General features: G+C 28.1%; 25 protein-coding genes. 5 read left to right on the forward strand and 20 right to left on the reverse strand.

All coding sequences use genetic code 11. The features are described from left to right. Nucleotides 1-87: 87 nt before the first annotated feature. From leuB to hisA, 11 genes are all read right to left on the reverse strand, one after another. On the reverse strand, nt 88-1,161 hold the full coding sequence (gene leuB, locus PMT9312_RS04070; protein WP_011376349.1) for a 3-isopropylmalate dehydrogenase: 1,074 nt from the start codon (nt 1,159-1,161) through the stop codon (nt 88-90). Between the two features lie 28 nt (nt 1,162-1,189). Then, on the reverse strand, nt 1,190-2,224 hold the full coding sequence (lpxD, locus tag PMT9312_RS04075; RefSeq protein WP_011376350.1) for a UDP-3-O-(3-hydroxymyristoyl)glucosamine N-acyltransferase: 1,035 nt from the start codon (nt 2,222-2,224) through the stop codon (nt 1,190-1,192). 20 nt (nt 2,225-2,244) lie between these two features. Further along, on the reverse strand, nt 2,245-3,327 hold the full coding sequence (proB, locus tag PMT9312_RS04080; protein ID WP_011376351.1) for a glutamate 5-kinase: 1,083 nt from the start codon (nt 3,325-3,327) through the stop codon (nt 2,245-2,247). Beyond that, nucleotides 3,324-3,818, reverse strand: coding sequence for a YqeG family HAD IIIA-type phosphatase (locus PMT9312_RS04085; protein ID WP_011376352.1), 495 nt, complete (start codon nt 3,816-3,818; stop codon nt 3,324-3,326). Before PMT9312_RS04085 ends, proB begins: the two co-directional genes overlap by 4 nt. A 5-nt stretch (nt 3,819-3,823) precedes the next feature. After that, nucleotides 3,824-4,360, reverse strand: a complete 537-nt coding sequence (locus PMT9312_RS04090) for a DUF3727 domain-containing protein (RefSeq protein WP_011376353.1) — start codon at nt 4,358-4,360, stop codon at nt 3,824-3,826. A 27-nt stretch (nt 4,361-4,387) separates the two neighbouring features. Then, entirely contained in the window at nt 4,388-4,849 is a 462-nt protein-coding gene (gene ruvX, locus PMT9312_RS04095; protein ID WP_011376354.1) for a Holliday junction resolvase RuvX, read from the reverse strand. Then, nucleotides 4,846-5,901 carry a hypothetical protein gene (locus tag PMT9312_RS04100; protein ID WP_011376355.1) on the reverse strand — a complete coding sequence of 352 codons (1,056 nt, stop codon included), beginning with the start codon at nt 5,899-5,901 and terminating at the stop codon, nt 4,846-4,848. The genes ruvX and PMT9312_RS04100 overlap by 4 nt, the downstream gene beginning before the upstream one ends. Continuing rightward, nucleotides 5,898-7,067 (reverse strand): hypothetical protein, encoded by a 1,170-nt coding sequence (locus PMT9312_RS04105; protein WP_011376356.1) that lies wholly within the window; start codon nt 7,065-7,067, stop codon nt 5,898-5,900. The genes PMT9312_RS04100 and PMT9312_RS04105 overlap by 4 nt, the downstream gene beginning before the upstream one ends. A 14-nt stretch (nt 7,068-7,081) precedes the next feature. Then, nucleotides 7,082-7,633, reverse strand: a complete 552-nt coding sequence (locus PMT9312_RS04110; protein ID WP_011376357.1) for a thylakoid membrane photosystem I accumulation factor — start codon at nt 7,631-7,633, stop codon at nt 7,082-7,084. A gap of 14 nt (nt 7,634-7,647) precedes the next feature. Continuing rightward, entirely contained in the window at nt 7,648-9,264 is a 1,617-nt protein-coding gene (locus PMT9312_RS04115) for a DUF3685 domain-containing protein (protein ID WP_011376358.1), read from the reverse strand. Nucleotides 9,265-9,343: 79 nt separating this feature from the next. After that, a complete protein-coding gene (gene hisA / locus PMT9312_RS04120; protein WP_011376359.1) occupies nt 9,344-10,111 on the reverse strand; it encodes a 1-(5-phosphoribosyl)-5-[(5-phosphoribosylamino)methylideneamino]imidazole-4-carboxamide isomerase in 768 nt (255 codons plus the stop codon). Between the two features lie 92 nt (nt 10,112-10,203). On the opposite strand from hisA, the gene PMT9312_RS04125 reads away from it, so the two are divergent. After that, nucleotides 10,204-11,124 carry an NAD-dependent epimerase/dehydratase family protein gene (locus PMT9312_RS04125; RefSeq protein WP_011376360.1) on the forward strand — a complete coding sequence of 307 codons (921 nt, stop codon included), beginning with the start codon at nt 10,204-10,206 and terminating at the stop codon, nt 11,122-11,124. Here PMT9312_RS04125 and pgsA read toward each other — a convergent pair. After that, on the reverse strand, nt 11,098-11,637 hold the full coding sequence (gene pgsA / locus PMT9312_RS04130) for a CDP-diacylglycerol--glycerol-3-phosphate 3-phosphatidyltransferase (RefSeq protein WP_011376361.1): 540 nt from the start codon (nt 11,635-11,637) through the stop codon (nt 11,098-11,100). The two genes, PMT9312_RS04125 and pgsA, sit on opposite strands and share 27 nt — an antisense overlap. 186 nt (nt 11,638-11,823) lie before the next feature. On the opposite strand from pgsA, the gene PMT9312_RS04135 reads away from it, so the two are divergent. Next, nucleotides 11,824-12,435 (forward strand): PCC domain-containing protein, encoded by a 612-nt coding sequence (locus tag PMT9312_RS04135; RefSeq protein WP_011376362.1) that lies wholly within the window; start codon nt 11,824-11,826, stop codon nt 12,433-12,435. Between the two features lie 9 nt (nt 12,436-12,444). On the opposite strand, the gene PMT9312_RS04140 is transcribed toward PMT9312_RS04135, so the two are convergent. The 3 genes from PMT9312_RS04140 to nth are packed head-to-tail and all read right to left on the reverse strand — an operon-like array spanning nt 12,445 to nt 14,008. Continuing rightward, nucleotides 12,445-12,633 carry a hypothetical protein gene (locus tag PMT9312_RS04140; protein WP_011376363.1) on the reverse strand — a complete coding sequence of 63 codons (189 nt, stop codon included), beginning with the start codon at nt 12,631-12,633 and terminating at the stop codon, nt 12,445-12,447. A gap of 26 nt (nt 12,634-12,659) precedes the next feature. Beyond that, a complete protein-coding gene (locus tag PMT9312_RS04145) occupies nt 12,660-13,319 on the reverse strand; it encodes an SDR family oxidoreductase (RefSeq protein ID WP_011376364.1) in 660 nt (219 codons plus the stop codon). 35 nt (nt 13,320-13,354) lie between these two features. Then, nucleotides 13,355-14,008 (reverse strand): endonuclease III, encoded by a 654-nt coding sequence (gene nth, locus PMT9312_RS04150; protein WP_011376365.1) that lies wholly within the window; start codon nt 14,006-14,008, stop codon nt 13,355-13,357. 96 nt (nt 14,009-14,104) lie between these two features. Between nth and PMT9312_RS04155 the strand changes: the two genes are divergently transcribed. Together PMT9312_RS04155 and PMT9312_RS04160 are read left to right on the forward strand one after the other, a co-directional pair. Beyond that, nucleotides 14,105-15,163: an ABC transporter ATP-binding protein gene (locus PMT9312_RS04155; RefSeq protein WP_011376366.1), complete on the forward strand. Its 1,059-nt coding sequence runs from the start codon at nt 14,105-14,107 to the stop codon at nt 15,161-15,163. A gap of 244 nt (nt 15,164-15,407) precedes the next feature. Next, on the forward strand, nt 15,408-15,962 hold the full coding sequence (locus PMT9312_RS04160) for a ferritin (RefSeq protein ID WP_011376367.1): 555 nt from the start codon (nt 15,408-15,410) through the stop codon (nt 15,960-15,962). On the opposite strand, the gene PMT9312_RS04165 is transcribed toward PMT9312_RS04160, so the two are convergent. The 5 genes from PMT9312_RS04165 to PMT9312_RS04190 all read right to left on the reverse strand — a co-directional run bounded on the left by PMT9312_RS04165 (nt 15,948) and on the right by PMT9312_RS04190 (nt 19,736). Next, nucleotides 15,948-16,238, reverse strand: coding sequence for a hypothetical protein (locus tag PMT9312_RS04165; RefSeq protein ID WP_011376368.1), 291 nt, complete (start codon nt 16,236-16,238; stop codon nt 15,948-15,950). The genes PMT9312_RS04160 and PMT9312_RS04165 overlap by 15 nt on opposite strands. 4 nt (nt 16,239-16,242) lie before the next feature. Next, a complete protein-coding gene (locus PMT9312_RS04170) occupies nt 16,243-16,830 on the reverse strand; it encodes a Crp/Fnr family transcriptional regulator (protein WP_011376369.1) in 588 nt (195 codons plus the stop codon). Nucleotides 16,831-17,168: 338 nt separating this feature from the next. Beyond that, nucleotides 17,169-17,957, reverse strand: a complete 789-nt coding sequence (locus tag PMT9312_RS04180; protein WP_011376371.1) for an ABC transporter ATP-binding protein — start codon at nt 17,955-17,957, stop codon at nt 17,169-17,171. Between the two features lie 104 nt (nt 17,958-18,061). Beyond that, complete coding sequence (locus PMT9312_RS04185) at nt 18,062-19,384, reverse strand: Rieske 2Fe-2S domain-containing protein (RefSeq protein ID WP_011376372.1); 1,323 nt, start codon at nt 19,382-19,384, stop codon at nt 18,062-18,064. A gap of 157 nt (nt 19,385-19,541) precedes the next feature. After that, entirely contained in the window at nt 19,542-19,736 is a 195-nt protein-coding gene (locus tag PMT9312_RS04190; protein ID WP_011376373.1) for a hypothetical protein, read from the reverse strand. A 362-nt stretch (nt 19,737-20,098) separates the two neighbouring features. Here PMT9312_RS04190 and PMT9312_RS04195 point away from each other — a divergent pair, with 362 nt between their 5' ends. Then, nucleotides 20,099-20,440, forward strand: a complete 342-nt coding sequence (locus tag PMT9312_RS04195; protein WP_011376374.1) for a hypothetical protein — start codon at nt 20,099-20,101, stop codon at nt 20,438-20,440. The last annotated feature ends 8 nt before the right edge of the window (nt 20,441-20,448 follow it).

Consider the following 20,448-nt stretch of genomic DNA (forward strand, 5'->3'; position numbering starts at 1 on the left):
TTAAAAACAATATCTGATAATTCTGACAGGTCATATGCCAACTTTATGTTCAACTTAAAATATTTTTTTATTTATTAATTTTTTTTTTTAAATTTCATCTATTATTTTATCTCCAATTTCACTGCAAGATAATACTTCGGAAGACCCATCAGCTAAATCGGCTGTTCTAAATCCTTCTGCTAAAACTTTATCAACAGCAGTTTCTAAATTTTTCGCCGCTTCTTCTTCATTTAATCCAATTTTTAACATCATAGAAGCGGATAAAAGCATCGCAATAGGATTTGCTATGTTTTTACCAGCTATATCAGGAGCTGAACCATGAACAGGTTCAAAAACACCTGGTCCATTATTGTTTAGAGATGCAGATGGAAGCATCCCAATAGAACCAGTTAACATCGCGGCTAAATCGCTTAAAATATCACCAAATAAGTTGCTAGTTAAAATCACATCAAATTGACTAGGATCTCTTACCAATTGCATTGCTGCATTATCAACGTACATATTGCTTAAAGATATATTTTTATCTTTTAAGGTGATATTTAAAACTGTATCTCTCCACAATTGACTAACTTCCAGAACGTTTGATTTATCAACAGAACATATTTTTTTATTTCTTTGGTTAGCAATTTTTATTGCTATTTCAGTTATTCTCTCTATTTCGGCTGAATCATAAACCATTGTGTTGAAAGCTTTCGGTATTTTTGTATTTGTTATATGTCCTCTTGGCTTTCCAAAATAAATACCGCCTATTAATTCTCTTACAACAATAAGATCTACATTCTCAACGATTTCTTTTTTTAATGTACTTGTATTTACAAGAGATTTTCTTATTTTGACAGGCCTGATATTTGCGAAAAGGCCTAGGGCAGATCTTAATTTAAGTAATCCACTTTCTGGTCTTAGTTCTCTTGCAAGAGAGTCATATTTAATATCTCCAACACATGCTAAAAGTACTGCATCACATTTTTTGCATTGATCTAGTGTCTCATCTGGAGCAGGAGTCCCATATTTTTCATAAGCTATCCCTCCAAATAATTTTTCAATAATCTCAATATTGAAATTATGTTTTCTTGAAAGCTTTTTTAAAACTTTCTTTGAAACTTCTGAAATCTCTGGTCCAATTCCGTCGCCTGACAATAAAACAATCTTATAATTCTTCATTAAAATTTTTGTTTAATAGAACAATAAATTATTGCTTGTCTAATTGTCTAAGTTTTTTTGCTAATTCTGGTAATTTTTTAAAAATACTTGAACTCCTTAGCCATGATTTATTCTCCATAGCGGGGAAACCACTAATTACCTTGCCATCTTCTATGTCACAATGGATTCCGCATTTTGAACTCGCTATGACATTGTTCCCAACTTTTACTCTATTATTGACCCCTACTTGCCCTGCCAAAATAACTCTATCTCCAATTTTTGCTCCTCCAGCAATACCAACTTGAGCGGCGAATGCACAATTCTTACCAATTTTAACTCCATGACCTATTTGTACTAAATTATCCAACTTTGTTCCCTCATCAATAAAAGTAATCCCTACTGCCGGTCTATCAATGCAACAATTCGTTCCAATTTCAACAAAACTCATTATTTTTACACCACCTTTTTGAGGCATCTTTACCCATTTGTCATCTTTAGGAATAAAACCAAATCCTTCTGATCCAATAACAGAATTTGAATTGATTACACAATTATTTTTTAAGGTGGTGTTTTCGTAAACTACACAATTGGGATGAATTATATTATTATCTCCTATTCGAACATTTCCTAAAATTGATGAGCCAGTAAGAATATCATTATTGTTACCAATTACAGTATTTTCTCCTATATAGACATTAGGTCCTATATGGCAATCCGCTCCAATTATTGCTGTTTTATCTATAACGGCTGAAGCGTGAATTCCTGGATTAAAGTTGATAGTTTTATATAAATGATTCAATACTTCTGCAAATGCAATTCTTGGATTTTTAACAATTATGTTTGAAATATTGAGTTTCTTTAGAGCACTAATAATTTCGTTATTGTTGGAAGTTATTATTGCTGATGCGTTGGATTTATCTAATTTTTCTTTAAGGATATTGTTTTCTTCTAAAAAAGATATTTGATGATTAACTGCTTCATCTAAAGAGGCAGCATCCTCTATATTTAAATCTTCAAAAATATTGGAACTAATAAAATTTGAATTTCCTTTTTTAATTAGATCAACTAAATCACTTAAAAGCATTTTTGAGTTTTAATTTTTTTCTAAGAGAGAGCTAGAACATCTCTGTGTACGACAATTATAGAGGAGTTGTTATTGTCTTTATTATTTAAGATACTTCTTAAGTTGTCACTACTTATTGATACTAAACCTTTTGCAACTTCTTTATTATCTGTATTTACGATTTTAACAGCTTGATTAACCGTAAAGTTTCCTTCTACATTTTTAACACCAACCGCTAAAAGTGAGGCACCTTTTTTGTTAATTGCAAAAAAAGCTCCATCATCTAAAGTGATTTTTCCTACTGTGTGAATTGCATGAGAAAGCCAACTTTTTTTGTTTCCTATAGGTTTTTCTAATGGATAAAATAAAGTTCCAATTTTATTATCATTAAAAATCTCAATTAAATTTTTTTTATTCGTTCCATCAACTAATTGAACTTCAACTCCCCCTTTTGTAGCTATTTCTGCAGAAATTAGTTTTGTAGAAATTCCTCCTGTTCCCCATTCATTATTTGAGTTTTGATTGTTTTTATTTTTAATTTCTTTTAATTCACTATTATGAACCTCTTTAATAGGATGCGCATCTTTATTCTTACGTGGATCTTTTGAATATAGATTTTCAATGTCGGTTAATAAAATAAGCTTATTAGCATTAATAGCTAAGGCAACTAAGGCAGAGAGGGTATCATTATCTCCATATTTAAGCTCCTCATTTGCTACGGTATCATTTTCATTTACTATTGGAATAACATTCAAATCGATTAATTTTTTTAATGTTTTAGAAGCGTTATTGAAAGATTCTCGCGAATTAAAGTCAGCTTTCGTGATTAAAATTTGAGCAATATTATGACCTAATTTATTAAATATTTTATCGTACAAAGACATTAAATTAACTTGACCTACTGCAGCGGTAGCTTGAAGGGTACTTAAATCATTTGGCCTAGTTTTAATATTTAATTTTTGGCAACCTAATCCAACGGCTCCACTAGTCACTAAAATCAATTTGTTTCCTTTTAAAAGAAAACTTGTAAAGGATCTACAAAGGGTTTCAATAACTTCTTCAGTAGATGTTTCCTCTGTCCCTCTTAAAATACTAGTACCAATTTTTATAACCCAAGTTTTCATTTTATAAAAAAAGAAATTAGTTTTTCTATTGTCAAAGTTAAATTAAATTTAACAGGCAAGCCATCTCTCTTTAATCGCTTAACTAATACTGTTTTTATATTACATCTATTCCCAACAATCATATCTGTAAAAATCCTATCCCCAATTATGGCTATATTTTTTACTTCATAATTAACTTCTTTGATAGCATGCATCGTAACTTTTTTCCCTGGTTTTGAAGCATTGTATTTGAACCTTAAATTTAATTCTTTTGCAATTTTCGAGATTCGTTTTTTTGATGGATTATTACTTATTAGATATAAGGAGAAAAGTTTTCTGGATTCACTTATCCATTTTTTTACAGCTTTTGGGATTTTACTTGAGTTTCTATTTACAAGAGTGCCATCAACGTCAAGTAATAAACAGTGAATTCCTTTTTTTTGTAATTCAGATTGAGAAATCTCATATATTGGTAAATTTGAATCCCAATTGACTTTTAGGATAGATTTCATTAATTTTAAGAATTACTTTTTTCAAGTTCAGATTCAATCAAAGGTTGGATTTTATCAAACTCATCATCTTCAATTAATAAGGCACCATTTTCATTTAATTTACCCACAATAAAAAAAGGATCTAGTGGAATATATAAGCCATATTCTTGGTCAAAAAGATTAAAGTTAACAAGCAATTCATAACTCTCACTATCATCATCGATGCAATCTTCTTCTAATTCATCAAAAATTGGTTCTTCAAGCTCCCCTGATACCGTTAATGTTACTGCTGATCTGATAAGTCTTAAATCATGTTCTTGAAGAACAGCTTCAGCATTTTTTAGAATTTGTTCATTTTTGTCTATTTTTTCAATTAGTTCAGGTTCATCTTTTTCATTCATTTTGAAAAGACTTACTGGTGTATCAACTGGTGTTAATAAAGCATATTCTTCTCCCTCAACACTTACTAATTGTTCAAGATAACAAAATATCTCGTTTCCATTTGAGTCATTTAATATTAGTGTCTGAGCCTCATGATTATCATTTGAGTTAGTTTCTTTCATTTAAAAATTATCTAATTCTTTTTAATACTAATATTTTATCTGACCTTTACCAGCTAATTCTTCTAATTCAGGACCTTCTTTTATCCATTGTTCAAGTATTACTTTTGCTGCAAAACTATCAATCAATCCAGATTTATCTTTTTTAATTCCAAATCTATTTGAAGATTCCCATGTTGAACTATGTTCGTTGACGTAAGAAAATGGAAGCTTTAATTCATTTGAAAGTAATTGACCGTAATTCATACAGTCAATAGCCTGAGGGGTCATTTTACCTTTCTCATCAAGCGGAAGCCCAACAATAAAACCAGTCAAATTAAATTTTTTTATATGATTTCTAATGATTTTAAGCTCTTTATTATCTTCAACCCTCTTTACTGCTGGGAGTATATTTGATGTTATGCATAGTGGATCACAATAAGCCAATCCTATTCTTTTGATTCCTACATCGAAGCTTAAAATTGACCTGGGTTTAGGTTTATAAAATTTCACTTTGACTTTAATGGCAAAGGAGATGGATATGGATTATTTTGTGGACTTAATTTGTCAAAGATTGATTCCAAAGATTGATTTATTTTATTTACTTGTTTTGCTTCATTCTTAACTATTGTATTCCTTATAAGAATAATCTCTTGATTTTTTTCTTTTAAGTTACATTCTTCGAGAAAGGTATTTAGTTGAGAATTCTCTTTGTAGCTTTTTAGATAAGACATAGGAGATTTTACAAAGAATCTTTTTATAAATTCTTTTAAAATAGAATTTAATCTATTATCCCAATATCTACTTATAGTTAAAGTATAAATTTCATCGTTTTGATAATTTATATCTTTTAAGATTGTACATAAAACAGAATTTTCATATACTAAGGCACCACTTTTAGAGTTATTTCTTTTAAGAATATCGTCTTGATCAAAATCTAAAATATTTCTTATTAAAGGTGATTGATTTGATCTTATAAAATTTACTATACTCAATATATTTTTTTTATTAATGTTATGGAATTCATTAATTAATTCATAATCTTGGGTATTTTGTTTGATTGACTCATTTAGATCACAACCATCCCATAGTATTATCTCTCCTAAAGGTTGAAAGCCTAATTCTCTTGAGGTTGATATTAGGTCAATATTATTTATCTCGGAGTTAATTATCCAACTTGAAGTCTTGATATCCGTTATGGAGATTGATTTTTTTATCAATCCTAAAGTTAATTGTTTCTCTGTAAAGGAACAATTGTTGTTAATTAACTTGGGCTTAGATATTTTTAAGCAAGTCTCTTTTTTGTTTAAAGGAAAAATATTCATATAACCAATGATTTCGTTACCGCAAATAGCAATTATGCATTTATTCTTATTTTTCTTGAGATTATTTAGAAATATTTTTAAGTCATCAAAGGTATTAATAATTGCCATCTTTAAAAACCAATTATTCAATTCTTTATTTTTGATATCTATTAAAAGGGTAATGTGACGGATATGGAGTTCTTCATAAGTTACTTCCATTCCTTTTTCAGGCTTAAAAGAATTAGAGGTATCTTTTTTCATTTAATTTTTTTTCTTATTAACACTATAGGAGTTTTCTCATCACCATTGCCAGCTGGATTAGATATTAAGATTCTTTTGAGTATTTTATCTACGGCTTTATTTGAACTGGCTAATACTTTTACTCCTCCAATATCATTAACATCTACTACCGCAACATCTATATTTAGGTATTTTGAGACCTCCTTACAAAATAAACCCGCATTAAGAGGACCCATAACTATACTTTTGTCATAAGGTATGACAGTGCCACTTATATCATCAATAAGAGATGACTCTAAACCAGTTAATCTATAAAAAATACCCTTAAGGCCAACTAATTTAAAAAAGAATCCAACGATTAATGCAAACGTTATTCTTGTGACACCAATTTTATTTATTAATAATTGCATGCCACAAGCAGTTGCAAGACTACTTGTGGGGTGAAAAAAATAACATAAAGCTTTTGAAAATAAACTATATTCTAAATTTTGAGGAGAAATATATCTATTTTGCATAATCGCAAGTGGACTCTCACCGATTGTTAAAATATCATTTTTTTCTACAATTCCTTTGCAGTATTCAATCAAAGTATTTACTGGGTTATCAAAGCATCCAAGTAAATCAGTTTTAATAGCAAAAGCATCATATTCATTATTTATTGGAATTTTAAAAACTTCTTTCGAACTTTGTTTTTGAGCCTCTAAATTAACTAAAAAACAATCCTTTTTATTTGAAATACCAAAATGGCCATAATTATCCCATAATACTTTTAACCATATATATTTTATTTTTTTTCTAAATTTATTATTGCTAAATTTATAGATGAGTCTTATGAATAATTCTGAATTTGACTTGATAATAGTTGTTGGCCAATAATTATTTAAATTCTTTTCTTTATTTTGATCATATATATAAATATCTTCTTGATAATTTAAATTTTGACAATATTCGTTTCCTTTATTTTTAAAAAAATTCAATTCAAAATTTATATTAGTTACCATTGTCTCTTTGGTTTTACTTTTATTAATTATTTTTAAGTCAATAATTATTTCGTTTAAACCATCTTTTTTTTTGATTTTATAATTTATAGGTTCTAGAACTAAATTTGATTTGGATGAGTTTTTAATATATAAATCTGAAATAATTAAAAAAATCAGTAAAATTAAAAGGATATTTACAAATAACATTTTTTCTGAAATAGTTAATTATTTTTAGTTTCTTTTGTTTCTGAAATTGTACTATTATATTCATTAAAGGCCTCTACTGAAAAAGAGGATTCATTATCAATTTCTATCCCTGTTGACTCACTAATAATTTTGTTCAATTCACCAAAGTCAGCCATCCCATTACCATCATATTTTACTTGTCCATTACTATCAAGAATTATAGTTTGGGGAATTAATCCATTCCAATAATAATTGGGTTCAGTTGGTTGATCAGATGCCTCTTCATTTTGTAATTCATCTGTGGTTAAAGCAATGATTTCTATATTTTCCCTCCATATTAAATCTAGACCTGATATTACTGGTGCCATTGCTTTGCTGTCAGAACTATCGTCAAGGTAGAAAAATAGAATTGATACCCTTTTATTCTTTAATGAATCCTTTAGTGTTGCCTTAGGAGGAACTATTGCTCCATTACCTGCATATATAGGAAAGATGTTGCCATCATAACTATTAGTATCTCTATAAGCATTTGCTTTATATGGACTTATGAAAATTAATGCTATTAAGAACCATTGAATTATTTTCATTAAAGATTTAAAACTTACTTTGAACTTGATCTTCCTAATCCTTGAAGGATTCCTTTCCCAACTAAACCAATAGCTTTGCCTACTACTTTTGTTAGAAAAGTTACGAAAAGATTACCGATATACTTTACCGCAAATTCTAACTGGGGTGCTACTGCATCTCTTATCTCAACTAATAATGTAACTTGTTTTTGAAACCATTCTAGATTCTCTAGCTCTTTCTCCCTATTTTCATTTTTAAAGTATCGGGTAAATTTTTTATCGATAATATCAATATATTCTCGTTTACTCTCATATAAGTAAATAGGCATATAAATGTAGTCATGCCAACGATTGTAGTTATTAATATTATTCCTAAATCTTTCAAAATTTCTTGTTGATTGTAATTCGGGATTTATAAGTACAGTTCTTAATTCAGGCCAAGAAGAACAAATATTAAAGATTTCAGAAGCTAATAAATTACAGTTCCTTATTGTCCAATTTGAAATTATATTTTCAAGGATTAGAAATGATTCTGTTTCATACAAAGGTATTAATTTGCCATCATATTCAAGAGCTTCATTTTTAATAATAGGCTCGATAAACATTATTGATTGATGAGATTCTCTATCTATCTCTTTACAACTTACTTCACTATAAATAAAATCATTAATTGAAATAGATTCGCTTCCTTTTTTTAATCTAAAATAGCTGTCTGTAATGTTTGAAATTGTATTAACTTTAAGTTCTTGTATTAGAGAACTTAACTCATCTTTAAAATCATTTTCTTTATAGTTCTCTTTAATATTTTTTATTAAATTATTTAACTCGTCTAACATTTTGCATATTAGGCGTGAAATGAACTCTTTCTTTATCCCAGAGAGAATTATTGATGAATTATTAAATTCAACCTGTAAGTTAGTTGAGCTATATCTTTCTTTGAGTCTTTCAAAAATTAAATTCCATATTTCTATAGTATTTTTATCTTTAATAAATATAGTATTCTTATTTTCAAGATTAATTTTATTTTCGGTGTAAATTGCCTCTGTATAAAGTTCTAGTGAATTACCCCATAAAAAAATAAGAAAAGATTTAGCAGTAATAAGTTCTCTTAGTCTTCCTTTTAAAATAAATTTATAAAACTCTGGGGTTGAATCAGAGTTAACATATTTGAATATATAGTTAATCTCAGTATCTATTTGTTTCAGACCTGAAGTTAGTATTTTTTGACTAAAGGAAAGAGGCTTATCTTTGTTTAATTGAACCTGGGTATTATTTTCAATATCAAATACTCTCCCACCATTTAAAATAGTTTCAATAGATACAAGAACTTTTTCGGCACTGGGATTCAAAAGAAAACCTTCAGCATATAAAGATGGAGTTTTTTTTGCTTCATAAACAAGTTCACCAGAGAGTATTATTAGAAACTTTGACTTATCCCATCTTTCTCTTAATTTTAATAACTCTAACCTTATAAGATCTTCTGATTGGAAATTAAGAATATTCCATATAACTAAATCCGGAGTTGTATCAGCTATTTCATTATTAAAATTAATGTCTAAATTTTTGTCCAGTGATGTTAACTTAAGCGATAAAGATTCTGCTATTAAGCTTGGAGCAATAATTAAAATTGATTTTTTTGAAATTAATTCCAAGACTAAATTTCTTATCTCTTATACAAAATTAACTAACAATTACTGCAAATACCAGCCTTAAATCGATTTTTATACTCTTTTAAGCGTAGTAATTGTTGTTTAAATCAAAGTCAGTTAGTCTCTCTGATGACAATACATTAATCGCTTCGCTTATTTTAAATTTATTTTCATATAGAGCTTTACCTACAATCACGCCAAATAGTCCAGAATTCTCAAGTTTTACTAAAGATAATAAATCAGAAATTGAACCTACCCCTCCTGATGCTATTACTGGAATATCTGTAATCTCTAGAATCCTTTTTATGAATTCTTCATTAGTTCCCTCTAATGTTCCATCTGTATTGATATCTGTAACAATAAAACTAGCGATTTTAAAGGAAGAAAACTCCCTTACTAGATCAGTGGCTAAAATATTAGATTGCTCAAGCCAACCCCTTGTACTAACTTTTCCGTCTTTTGCGTCAATACCAACAATTATCCTTCCTGGAAATTTATTTGATAAGTCTTTAACTAATTCTTTATTTTCTATTGCAGATGTTCCCATTATAACTTTCTCGATACCATAAGAAAATAATTGTTCTATCCTTTCCTGAGATCTTATTCCCCCACCTATTTGAATAGGAATGTTAACTGTTTTTGCAATATCCTTTATTGATTTATCGTTGGTGGGTGATCCAGTTTTTGCAGCATCTAAATCAACTATATGTATATATTTTGCTCCTTCGCTTTCCCAATATTTAGCCTGCTCATGAGGTTCTTTTGTAAAGTCTTTTCTTTTATTAAAGTCACCCTTAAAAAGTCTTACGCACTTACCATTCATTAAATCAATAGCTGGTATTAGTTCCATAGAATCATCCTTTTCATTAATTACTTCTTAGTAGTACTATTCAATATGTAATTCTATTTAAGATTACTACTTCAGTTAAATATTTTTTGAATATGAAAATTCTTGTAATGGGCGGCACTAGATTTGTTGGCAAGTCTTTGGTTGGAAAGTTATTAAACCAAAGTCATGATATTGATATTTTTACAAGAGGTAATAAAGCTAATCCTAAAAATACAAATTTAATTAAGGGAGATAGGAATAATTTAGAAAGTATAGTTAAGCTAAGGAATGAAAAGTATGATGTTGTTTATGATATTTCGGGACGAGAGTTAGAACAAACGAAACTTCTTATAGAAAATTTAGCTGACTCTTTCAAGAGATATATATATGTCAGCTCTGCAGGCGTTTATAAAGATAATCATGAACTACCTTTATCTGAAGATGATCCTATTGACCAAGATAGTAGGCACAAAGGGAAAGTGGAGACAGAAAATTGGTTGATAAACCAAAAAATTCCTTTTACAAGTTTTAGACCAACTTATATTTATGGACCAGGAAATTATAATAAGATCGAAAATTGGTTTTTTGAAAGGTTATTTTCCAATAAATCAATCCCAATCCCCGGTGACGGGTCTTTGATTACACAGTTAGGCCATGTTTCAGATCTAACTGATGTAATGATTAGGTGCATAAATTATGAAAAATCTAAAAATAATATTTATAACTGCTCAGGTGAAAAAGGAGTTACTATTAAGGGTTTGATATATTTCTGCGCAAAAGTTCTTGGATTAAACCAAAATGAGATTTCTTTAAGAACATTTGATTATCAAAAATTAGATCCTAAATCTCGAAAGGGATTTCCAATTAGATTAAATCATTATCAGACTGATATTTCTAAGATTAAAAGCGATTTGGATTGGGAACCAAATTTTGATTTACTTAATGGTTTAAAGGATAGTTTTGTGAAAGATTTTAATTATAAAAAGGGTGAGGAGTTTGATGAGAATTTAGATAAGATTCTTTTTAATGCTTAGGTAATCAAATAAAGTCATAAAAGTCAGGAAGAATCCTATCCAATAAAAAACTAAAGCAAAATTATTCAAAAAACTTATTTTTAATGGTGAAAAGAAAGTGATTACTGAAATAAAAAAGAAAAATGTTTTAAATTTGCCTAACTGAGATGCGGGCAAACCGTCTTTTGAGAGGTTCCTCAGGCTAGATATTATTAATTCTCTAAATAAAATTAATGATAAAGACCAGAAAGGGATTAAATTATTTTTGCAGAGGAAAACTAAAGGAATTAAATAGAATACTTTGTCGCTTAAGGGATCAAGGATAGCTCCTAATCTGCTTTTAAGGTTAAATTTTCTTGCAATTAACCCGTCAAAATAATCAGTTAGACCACCAATAATAATCAAAATAAAAACATAAAAAGGTCTATTAAATTCTAAAAAAAGGATTAGAGGAAATACAAAGAAAAGTCGAGATATCGATAATAAATTAGGAATGTTTAATGCCAATTTTTGAAGATTTTTTCTAATTATCAAATTAATTTACCCATATAAAAAATATATTACACTCTCAACAATCTTAATTTTCAGTGAAACAGAATTTCAATTGATTTTAATGCTAGCTTGTAAAGCTAAATTTAAATCAGAATCCTAAAGATTATCAACACTACTTCTCTTTATTATTCATAATGTTTTATATTACAAAATTATTCATAATATCTAATGCAGCCTCATAGCCTAAAGCTATCTCCAGAATCTGATTTGATAAATTCAATTAAAGAATATTCTCTTTCAAAAAATTTATATGGTTATATTTCGGGCGTGGTTGGTAATCTTAGAACAGTTTGTATTCAATGCCCAGGAAATCAAGAGATAAATAAATTTGAAGGGAATCTTGAGATAGTATCTTTAAATGGTCATTTTAATAAAGGTGATGTTCATCTTCATTTGAGCTTCGCAGATGAGGGATGTAATGTCTTTGGAGGTCATCTTGAGGAGGGATGCATTGTAAAAAAAGGGACGGACATATTATTACTTTCTTTTGAACAAAAAATTATCAATGTCTCAAATAATGATTTGATTACAAATCAATCACGTGTGAAAGCCTATATTTTAAACGAATGTCCTTGGTCTAAAAGAGCAATTAGGTTACTTAATTTTTACAATATTCCTCATGAAGTTGTTTTGATCGACAATGATGAAAGCTTTCAAAAAATAATGGTTAAAAGTAACCATAATACTTTCCCTCAAATATTTTTGGATAATAAATTTTTTGGTGGATATGATGAAATATCAGAACAAGCAAAATTAGATAAACTAACTTCATTTAAGTAATATAAATTTTTAACTATCACGATTTGTAAGCTTTTCAGAAATCAATTCTTCCTCTAACTGCTTTATTAATCTTGAAACAAGATTTTGAAATTCTGGTTGACAGCCTTTAAAAGCAGCTTTATGTCTTATGGGTTCATTTCTTGTTCTCAAATCAGTTAGCATTAATTGTAATGCATCAATTTTTGGATTTATTTTCATAGTTTTATTTTATATATTTACATCTTTTAAATCATTTGCATAGCTTTTTTAAAAGAAATCTTTTTATTATCATTTGAACTGGTTACTTCAATTATTTTATTTATAGAGTCTTTGTTTTTTAAAGAATCTATACAACATTTCGCCACTAATCTTCTTGGGATTGAACCATTAATTTGAGTATCCTCCTTTGAATAATTTATATTTTCTGATTTAATATCTTCATTTTCCTTTAATCCTCCAGGTCTAATAATAGTCCATTGGAAATTTGAATTTCGTAGAAAGTTTTCACCTATTTTCTTCCAAATAAGAATTAAACCAAACAAATTTAAGGGATGAAAAAATTTGCCAGTACAAAGAGAACTAACTAAAATAATTCTCTTAATACCAACTCTTTTGCAACTTTCTAATTGCCTGTATACGCCTAATGCATCAACCTTTGCGGGACCAGTTAAATCTAAAGATGCTCTCGCACCAGTGGCAATTACCAAAGCATCAATATTTTTTAAAGCTTTATCTAGTTCTTCTTTTTTGTCTAATGAAACTCTAATTGTTTCTAAATTCATTAGTCCTTCAGAAAGTTTTGAGTTCTTTCTAATGATTTGCCGTACTTTATATCCTTTCTTAACTGCCTCTTCAGAAATTCTAAAACCTGTTTTCCCCGATGCACCAGTAATTGCTATTCTCATGATTTAAAAATTAATTCAATTATTATATAAATTTATTAGGGCTTTTTACATATAAATTTTTTTTTTCTTTTGGGATAAAGAGTACGACATAAATAACATTTTGTTCCATCACAGCCTCTTGCGGTACAGTATTCCCTTCCAAAAAAGATTATTTGCAAATGTAAAGTATTCCATTCATTAACAGGAAATATTTTTTTTAGGTCTTTTTCTGTTTGAACCACGCTATCTCCATTTGATAGACCCCATCTTTGTGACAACCGGTGTATATGAGTATCAACAGGGAATGAGGGGATTTTAAATACTTGTGACATTACTACTGATGCTGTTTTATGACCTACCCCTGGAAGAGATTCAAGCTTCTCAAAAGTATTTGGGACTATACTTTTATGCTTCTCAATCAAGAGTTTAGAAAGGTTATAGATATTCTTTGATTTTTGATTAGATAGACCTAAAAATTTTATGTATTCATAAATACCATTAATGCCTAGATTCACCATCTTTTCTGGATTATCTGCTACCTTAAATAAGTTTTTGGTTAATTCATTAACTTTCTTATCTGTTGATTGAGCACTTAAAACCACGGCGACGAGAAGTGTATACGCATTTGAATGATCAAGAGGTATTGGAGGAGATGGATATAGATTTTTGAGCTCCTTGCGTATTATTTCTGCTCTTTCAGCCTTTCTCATTGAATTTGACAAATTGAATCGTGTATAAAATTATACAAGAGATATTTTAGGTTAATATTTTCTGCTAATTTAATATATTTAAAGAAGAAGACTCTTGTGAAAAATGATGCGTTAATAATTGATGATCTGCATCATAAATATGATAAGCGAGAATACTCAAATTGGATATTAAATGAAATTAACCTAAAAATTGAAAGTGGGGAATTACTAGGTTTACTTGGTCCTTCTGGGTGTGGAAAGACCACACTTTTGAGATTGATCGCAGGGTTCGAATATCCTTCTAAAGGAAGGATTTCTTTAAATGATAAGGAAATTTCAAATAGTAATAGAATTCTTAGCCCTGAGAAAAGAAATATTGGTATGGTTTTTCAAGATTATGCACTTTTCCCTCATTTAACCGTTATGGAAAATGTAATGTTTGGTTTGAAAAACAAAAAAAATAGATCTAGAGTTAATTATTTATTAAATGTTGTAGGTCTTGATAGTTTTGTTGGAAGGTACCCACACGAACTGTCTGGAGGCCAAAAACAACGACTCGCAATTGCAAGGGCTCTTGCTCCAGGTACAAATTTTATTCTATTGGATGAACCCTTTTGTAGCCTTGATATGCACGTCAAACTTAAATTAAGAAGCGAACTTCCAAATATTCTTAAAGGTTGCAATGCAAGTGGACTAATGGTTACTCATGATCCTGAAGAAGCCATGTCAATTTGCGATAAAGTTGCAGTTATGAATGAAGGTAAAATACATCAAATTGATACACCAATAAATCTTCTAAATAATCCCAAGAGTATATTTGTTAGTAGTTTTATTTTGGGAAATAATATTCTTAATCTCCAAAAAAAAGGTAATTCATATATGTCTTGTTTAGGTGAAATAAATAGTTCAGGGTTATTAAATAGTGCAAATATTAAAAGCATGTCAATTTCGCCTAAATTTATTTCAATTAAAAAATCAGAATCTGGTAATGCGAATGTAATATCTAAGGAATTTCTTGGAGAATTTCTTATCTATAAAGTATCTATTAATGAAAACATTTTGAGGGTTAGAACTAATATTAATAATCTACTAAATAATGGCGATAAATGTAGTCTTTCTATAAATAAAAATAGTTATTATTTTTTATATCCTGGAGCACAAAAGGTACATTTTTAAGATTTTTTTATAGGCAATTACACTTCCCCCCCTTCCAGTTAGAACATTTTTTCTTTTTACATTTCTTTTTTTTACTTGAATATATTTTATTAGTTAATAGCAGTTCAGAAAAACTGTACTCAAAATTCATTTATTGTATTGAGATTGATTTTCATTATCATATTATTTAATTTAATTTAAAGGATTAATTAATTACTAATTTATACAAAATGTTGTATTATTTATGTAGTTTCTTTATTAAATAATGAATGAAAATAATTTAAAGGCAAAGAAAATAATTAATTTTGGTCCATCTGGAAGAGCTGTTGCACAACCAATGGACAACAGTTTATTGGATAATATTTTTGAACATCTAACAATGGAAAGATATGCCAATGTTCAATATTTTTCTATATACCTCTGGTTTCAAGAGCGGGATTTAAATGGTTTTGCCTCACATTTTCTAAGTGAATCACAAGGGGAAATGGAACATGCTCAAAAATTTGCAGATTACTTAATTGCAAGAGGACAAAGGGTAAAATTAGATGAACTTCCTGCACCAGTTCAAACATGGGATTCAATTGAGGATTTAATTTCTTATTCTTTCAACATGGAGGCTGATTTAACTTCATCTCTACAACAACTTTATTCTATTTCGGACAGAATTTCAGATACAAGAACCAACGTTTTTTTAGATCCAATTGTAGACGCTCAGATAAAATCAGAAGATGAATTTGCAAACATACTTGGCAAGGTTAAGTTTGCTTCTAATCAACCTTCTGCAATCTTATTGATAGATAGTGATTTAAAGAAAAAATAAATTACTTTCAAATTTATTTTCATTCAATGTCCTTTTGGTTTTTTCAACAAGTAACTTAGAAAAGTTTATTTTTTCATTGGATTTTTTATTTAAAAGCTCAGCTATTTTAAAAATCTCATTTACTCTTTTAAAAATATTTTTGTTTTCAGAAAATAACCTTTCTTTCAATGCTTTATTATGAGTAGTTTTGAAAGATTGCTTTATGTTTCTGAGTCTATTCGATAATACATCAACTTCTATTAATAGGTTGTTAGTTATTGATTGAGATTCCTTCATGTTTCTATATTAGTGATGTTTCAATAAAAGAAGGCGCAACACTTACCGTTTGAGTACCAATTGGAGCTATTAATAACTCAGATGATCTTAATTTAGAAATTAATCTTGTTGATGTTACGCGAGTTGAACCTATTAATTCACCTATCCTTTCATGAGTTAACCTAAACGGTAACTCACACCATTGACCACATCTTCTCCCTAAACGATTTACTAGTATTGAAAATAAAGCTTGTAATCTTTGCTCTGCATTGCCCAAGTGCCTAATTCTGAGGAGCTGCAAAGTCCATTCATTTACAGCATCGAAACCAATATTATCGTCAATATTCACATTGCTATGAAACGATAAATCTGTTAATGCTTCAACACAGACACCTTCGCTACATAAAAGGTCAGTTCTTAATTGATCACCTGACTGTAAGAATGCAAGTGTCATACCTTCAGTTTCTTCGCAGGGGCAATATACCCTAGCAATTCCACTTTCAACTTCAAGGCAGGTTCCCTTTGGTCTTGATGAAGGATCTATTAGAACGGATTGGCCAGTTACTATTCTTACTGATTTTGACGGAGATTCTCCATAACTATGGAAATTCATTTATTTAATGAATGATAATGAGAATTATTATCAATTATGCATTAAACGAAGCTTTATTGCAATAGATTCTCATTATCAAAGAATATTCTGAAGTTTTTCTTTACATAAGTTTTAAGCAATATAATAATTTGAATAGAATTCTTAAATTTATTTAGTGATGAGTCTAAATAGAGTCTGTCTCAATTGTGGAAGTGCTTCATTGGTTTCGGATCGATCTTTAGGAGGTAAGATAGTATGCTCTAAATGTGGATCTTCTTCATTTAGAAAAAAATCTTATTCATTTTTTAATAAGAAAAAATTAATTATTCTTGCTATTGCTTTAGCTATTTTTCTAATTTTTATTTAGATAATCTATTAATATTCCAAAATCCATTATTTTCAATTACTTCTACATCAATTCCATATAACTTATTAAGATTTTCACTATTTATAATCTTCTTTTGATTGCCATCAGCGATTATCTCCCCCTCCTTTAGCATTATGACTCGGTCATAGATTTTTGTAATCATTGAAATATCGTGTGTTACACAGAATATGTTTGTATTTGATTTTGTTAATTCATTAATCTTGTCAATTACAAAATACTTTGATTTATAATCTAAATTTGCAATTGGTTCATCTAAAATCATTACATTTGGTTTTTTAATTAACGCTCTGGCAATGAGAGAAATTTGTTTTTCTCCATCTGATAAATAGGAAAAATATTTTTTAGATAAATTTGATATATTCATATTTTCCATAAGACTTTCTACCTTATAATGGTCACTTGCAGATTTATTTGATACATAACAATATTTTCCATATAGTCCACTTAAAATTAAATCAAAAACTTGTAGATTTGGATTTATTCTATTTTTAATATCATTATTTACTGTACTTATTCTTTTTCTTAGTTCCCATAAATTTATAAGTTCTTTGTCAAATATTTTAAGTTTTGATTCATTAGTCACTACTGGGTAGATGTTTCTATTAATTACATCTATTAATGATGATTTACCTGAACCATTTGGTCCAATTAATATTACATTCTCTGAATAGGCTATTTTTAAGTCTAAATTTTTAATTACTCTATTACCGTTCTTATAACAATTTATTTTTTTGGCTTCAAACCAAAATTTATTAACCACTAAAACTTATTACTCCAAAATATAACTAATTGAATTGAGCTTAAAATAAATATAAAAAGATAAAGCCAATTCAACCATGAAGGTCTATTTACTTTCTTCATTATTTATATGATTAGCATAAAAATTAGTAGTGGAGCTGCAAATCTTACAAGTGTTTTTCTGATAATATCTATATTATTTATAACCTCTAAATTCTTAATCTCTGGGGGATATTTCAAAATCACATTATCGTATACGGTAAGATTTTCAGTTTTATTAATATTTTTCCAAGGGCTATCTTTCTCTTCAGACTTTTTATACCATTTCCAAAAGTAATTTATTATTCTGTCTTCTCCTAATAATTTAATTTCATCTTTTTTAATAAATCCATATTTGTGATTATATGTTTGTGTCTTTAAAATCATATAATCCTCATTAAATATCTTATAAAAGATCTTTCTTTGAGTCTCTTTAAATAATATGAGGTTATTAAGTAGTTTATTTTTTAAAAATTTCCTGTAATGTCTTACTATTACTCTTGCTTTATTATTGCCTAGTGGAATATGATCTAGAACTTGTAAATATCGAGATTCAGATGGATTTCCTTTATAAATTAATATCCTTCCTGGTGCTATGTATTTTATGCGGATAAATTCTTTTGAAGGGTTATTTTTGTAGAAGTAAATGCTTTCAATGTATTTGGGAGTAATATTAATTTTTTGTTTAAAACTAACAAGTACGTTTTTATTAACATCTTTATCAGGAATTGTATCTCCATGAACCCAAAAAAGATGAAGTATATCTAAGTGATTTTCAATTATCCTTGACCAATCACATTTAAAGTCAACTAATACTTCTTCTGATACATAATCATCATGTGAAAAGCCATTATTAGATAATTCGTAGTTACTTATAGGTAAATCCTCACTTATATTATTTAAATCAGTCTCAGATTTTTTTGTAAAATGTACAAAAATATATTCATCTTTTTCTAAAGCTTTGTATTGAGATAAATGTATTTTTTTTGCGTAGTTATCGTAGTTATTATCAACTATGTGGCTACAAGTTATTCGATCTAGATTTTGGCAACTTCCTTCAGGTGAGAATTTAGCTCCGTGATATGGGCAAGTTATTACTCCATTTGATAATGTGCCTCCATAGAAGGATGCACCTCTATGAGGACAAATATTTTTAATACACCTTACATTTTCATTCTCATCTCTGTAAAGGATAAGAGGCTCATCATACAGCGAAAAATAATGTAAAGTATTTATTTTTAGTTCTTTTGAAGGACAAATTGCATACCAACCAAATAAACCTATATTTAATTCGTTTTGATTTTCTCTAATATCAAACGAGTCAATTTTTACTACTGATCCTTTCTTAAAAGGCTTAAGAACTGTATTTAAGTCTTTAGATTTAAAAAAATTAATTTGTTTGTTATCCATAAATTAATTTCTTTTTTTATTGACTAGTTATCTAACGAAACTATAACCGAAGTAAATAATTAATTTCTAATAAAAATATAATTCTCTATTATTTGTAGCAATAATTTTGTCGTTCTTAAAAAATTTTGAGTAACTTGTGTTTTTATGTATATTTATTTCATGAATTTTGTATCTTTTGTAATTCTTTCAAATTTTTTATGTAATCAGTAGCATCATCAATATTTTTGTGAAAATTGCACTGGCCGAGATAACAACCTATAAATCTTAAGAATTTTCTTTTGCCACCACTAATTTCATATCTATGTATTGTTCCTCCATCAATGGGAGCATATATTAATTCTGGTAATGCCATATGTTTTTGATCTTAATTGCTAATTAAACAATAATTCAAGTGCAAATACATTTCCATAGCTGAGGCAACATTTTTAATAATTAATTTACTTATTTTTGGATAATTATTTATTGAATTCCTAATATTTTTAATGTATTTGATGATTTTAGATATTAATAAGACCAAAAACTATTTGGCCTCTTTTAAAAAATTACAAAAAAATTCAAATTTCAAGATAATCATTTAGAGAGTTTTAAACTTCCAAAAAATAAAATTCCTTTTTTATTCATATGTTGAAATTATTGATTTTTATAATTTTTAATAAAATATAGTCAGATAGATTTAATTCTAAATTATATTAAATTTTCAATTTATGAAATATTATGTTCAAAAGAATTTTTACGATATTCATTTTAACTTTGCTAGTTGTCTTTAGTAGTCCGGCTTACTCATTAGATATTTCTTCTAAATCCATTGAAAAATATACTAAAAAGATTTCAAATAAATTCACTAGAACTTATTGCAATACTACCCAATTTGGTATTTCTTATGAAGGAGCATTAGCTTTTGCTATTGGAGAAACTAATAAGGAATTTAAAAATAATAAACTCAATAAGTTTATAGATTATTCTCTACTAAAAAATTCAATAGTTGATGGTTTAGAAAATAATTGCCAGATTTATGATTTTCCTATTATTAGTTTAGAAAAATTAGAATTTGATTAGAAATATGG

It is taken from the genome of Prochlorococcus marinus str. MIT 9312, assembly GCF_000012645.1.
Lineage (GTDB): Bacteria > Cyanobacteriota > Cyanobacteriia > PCC-6307 > Cyanobiaceae > Prochlorococcus_A > Prochlorococcus_A marinus_L.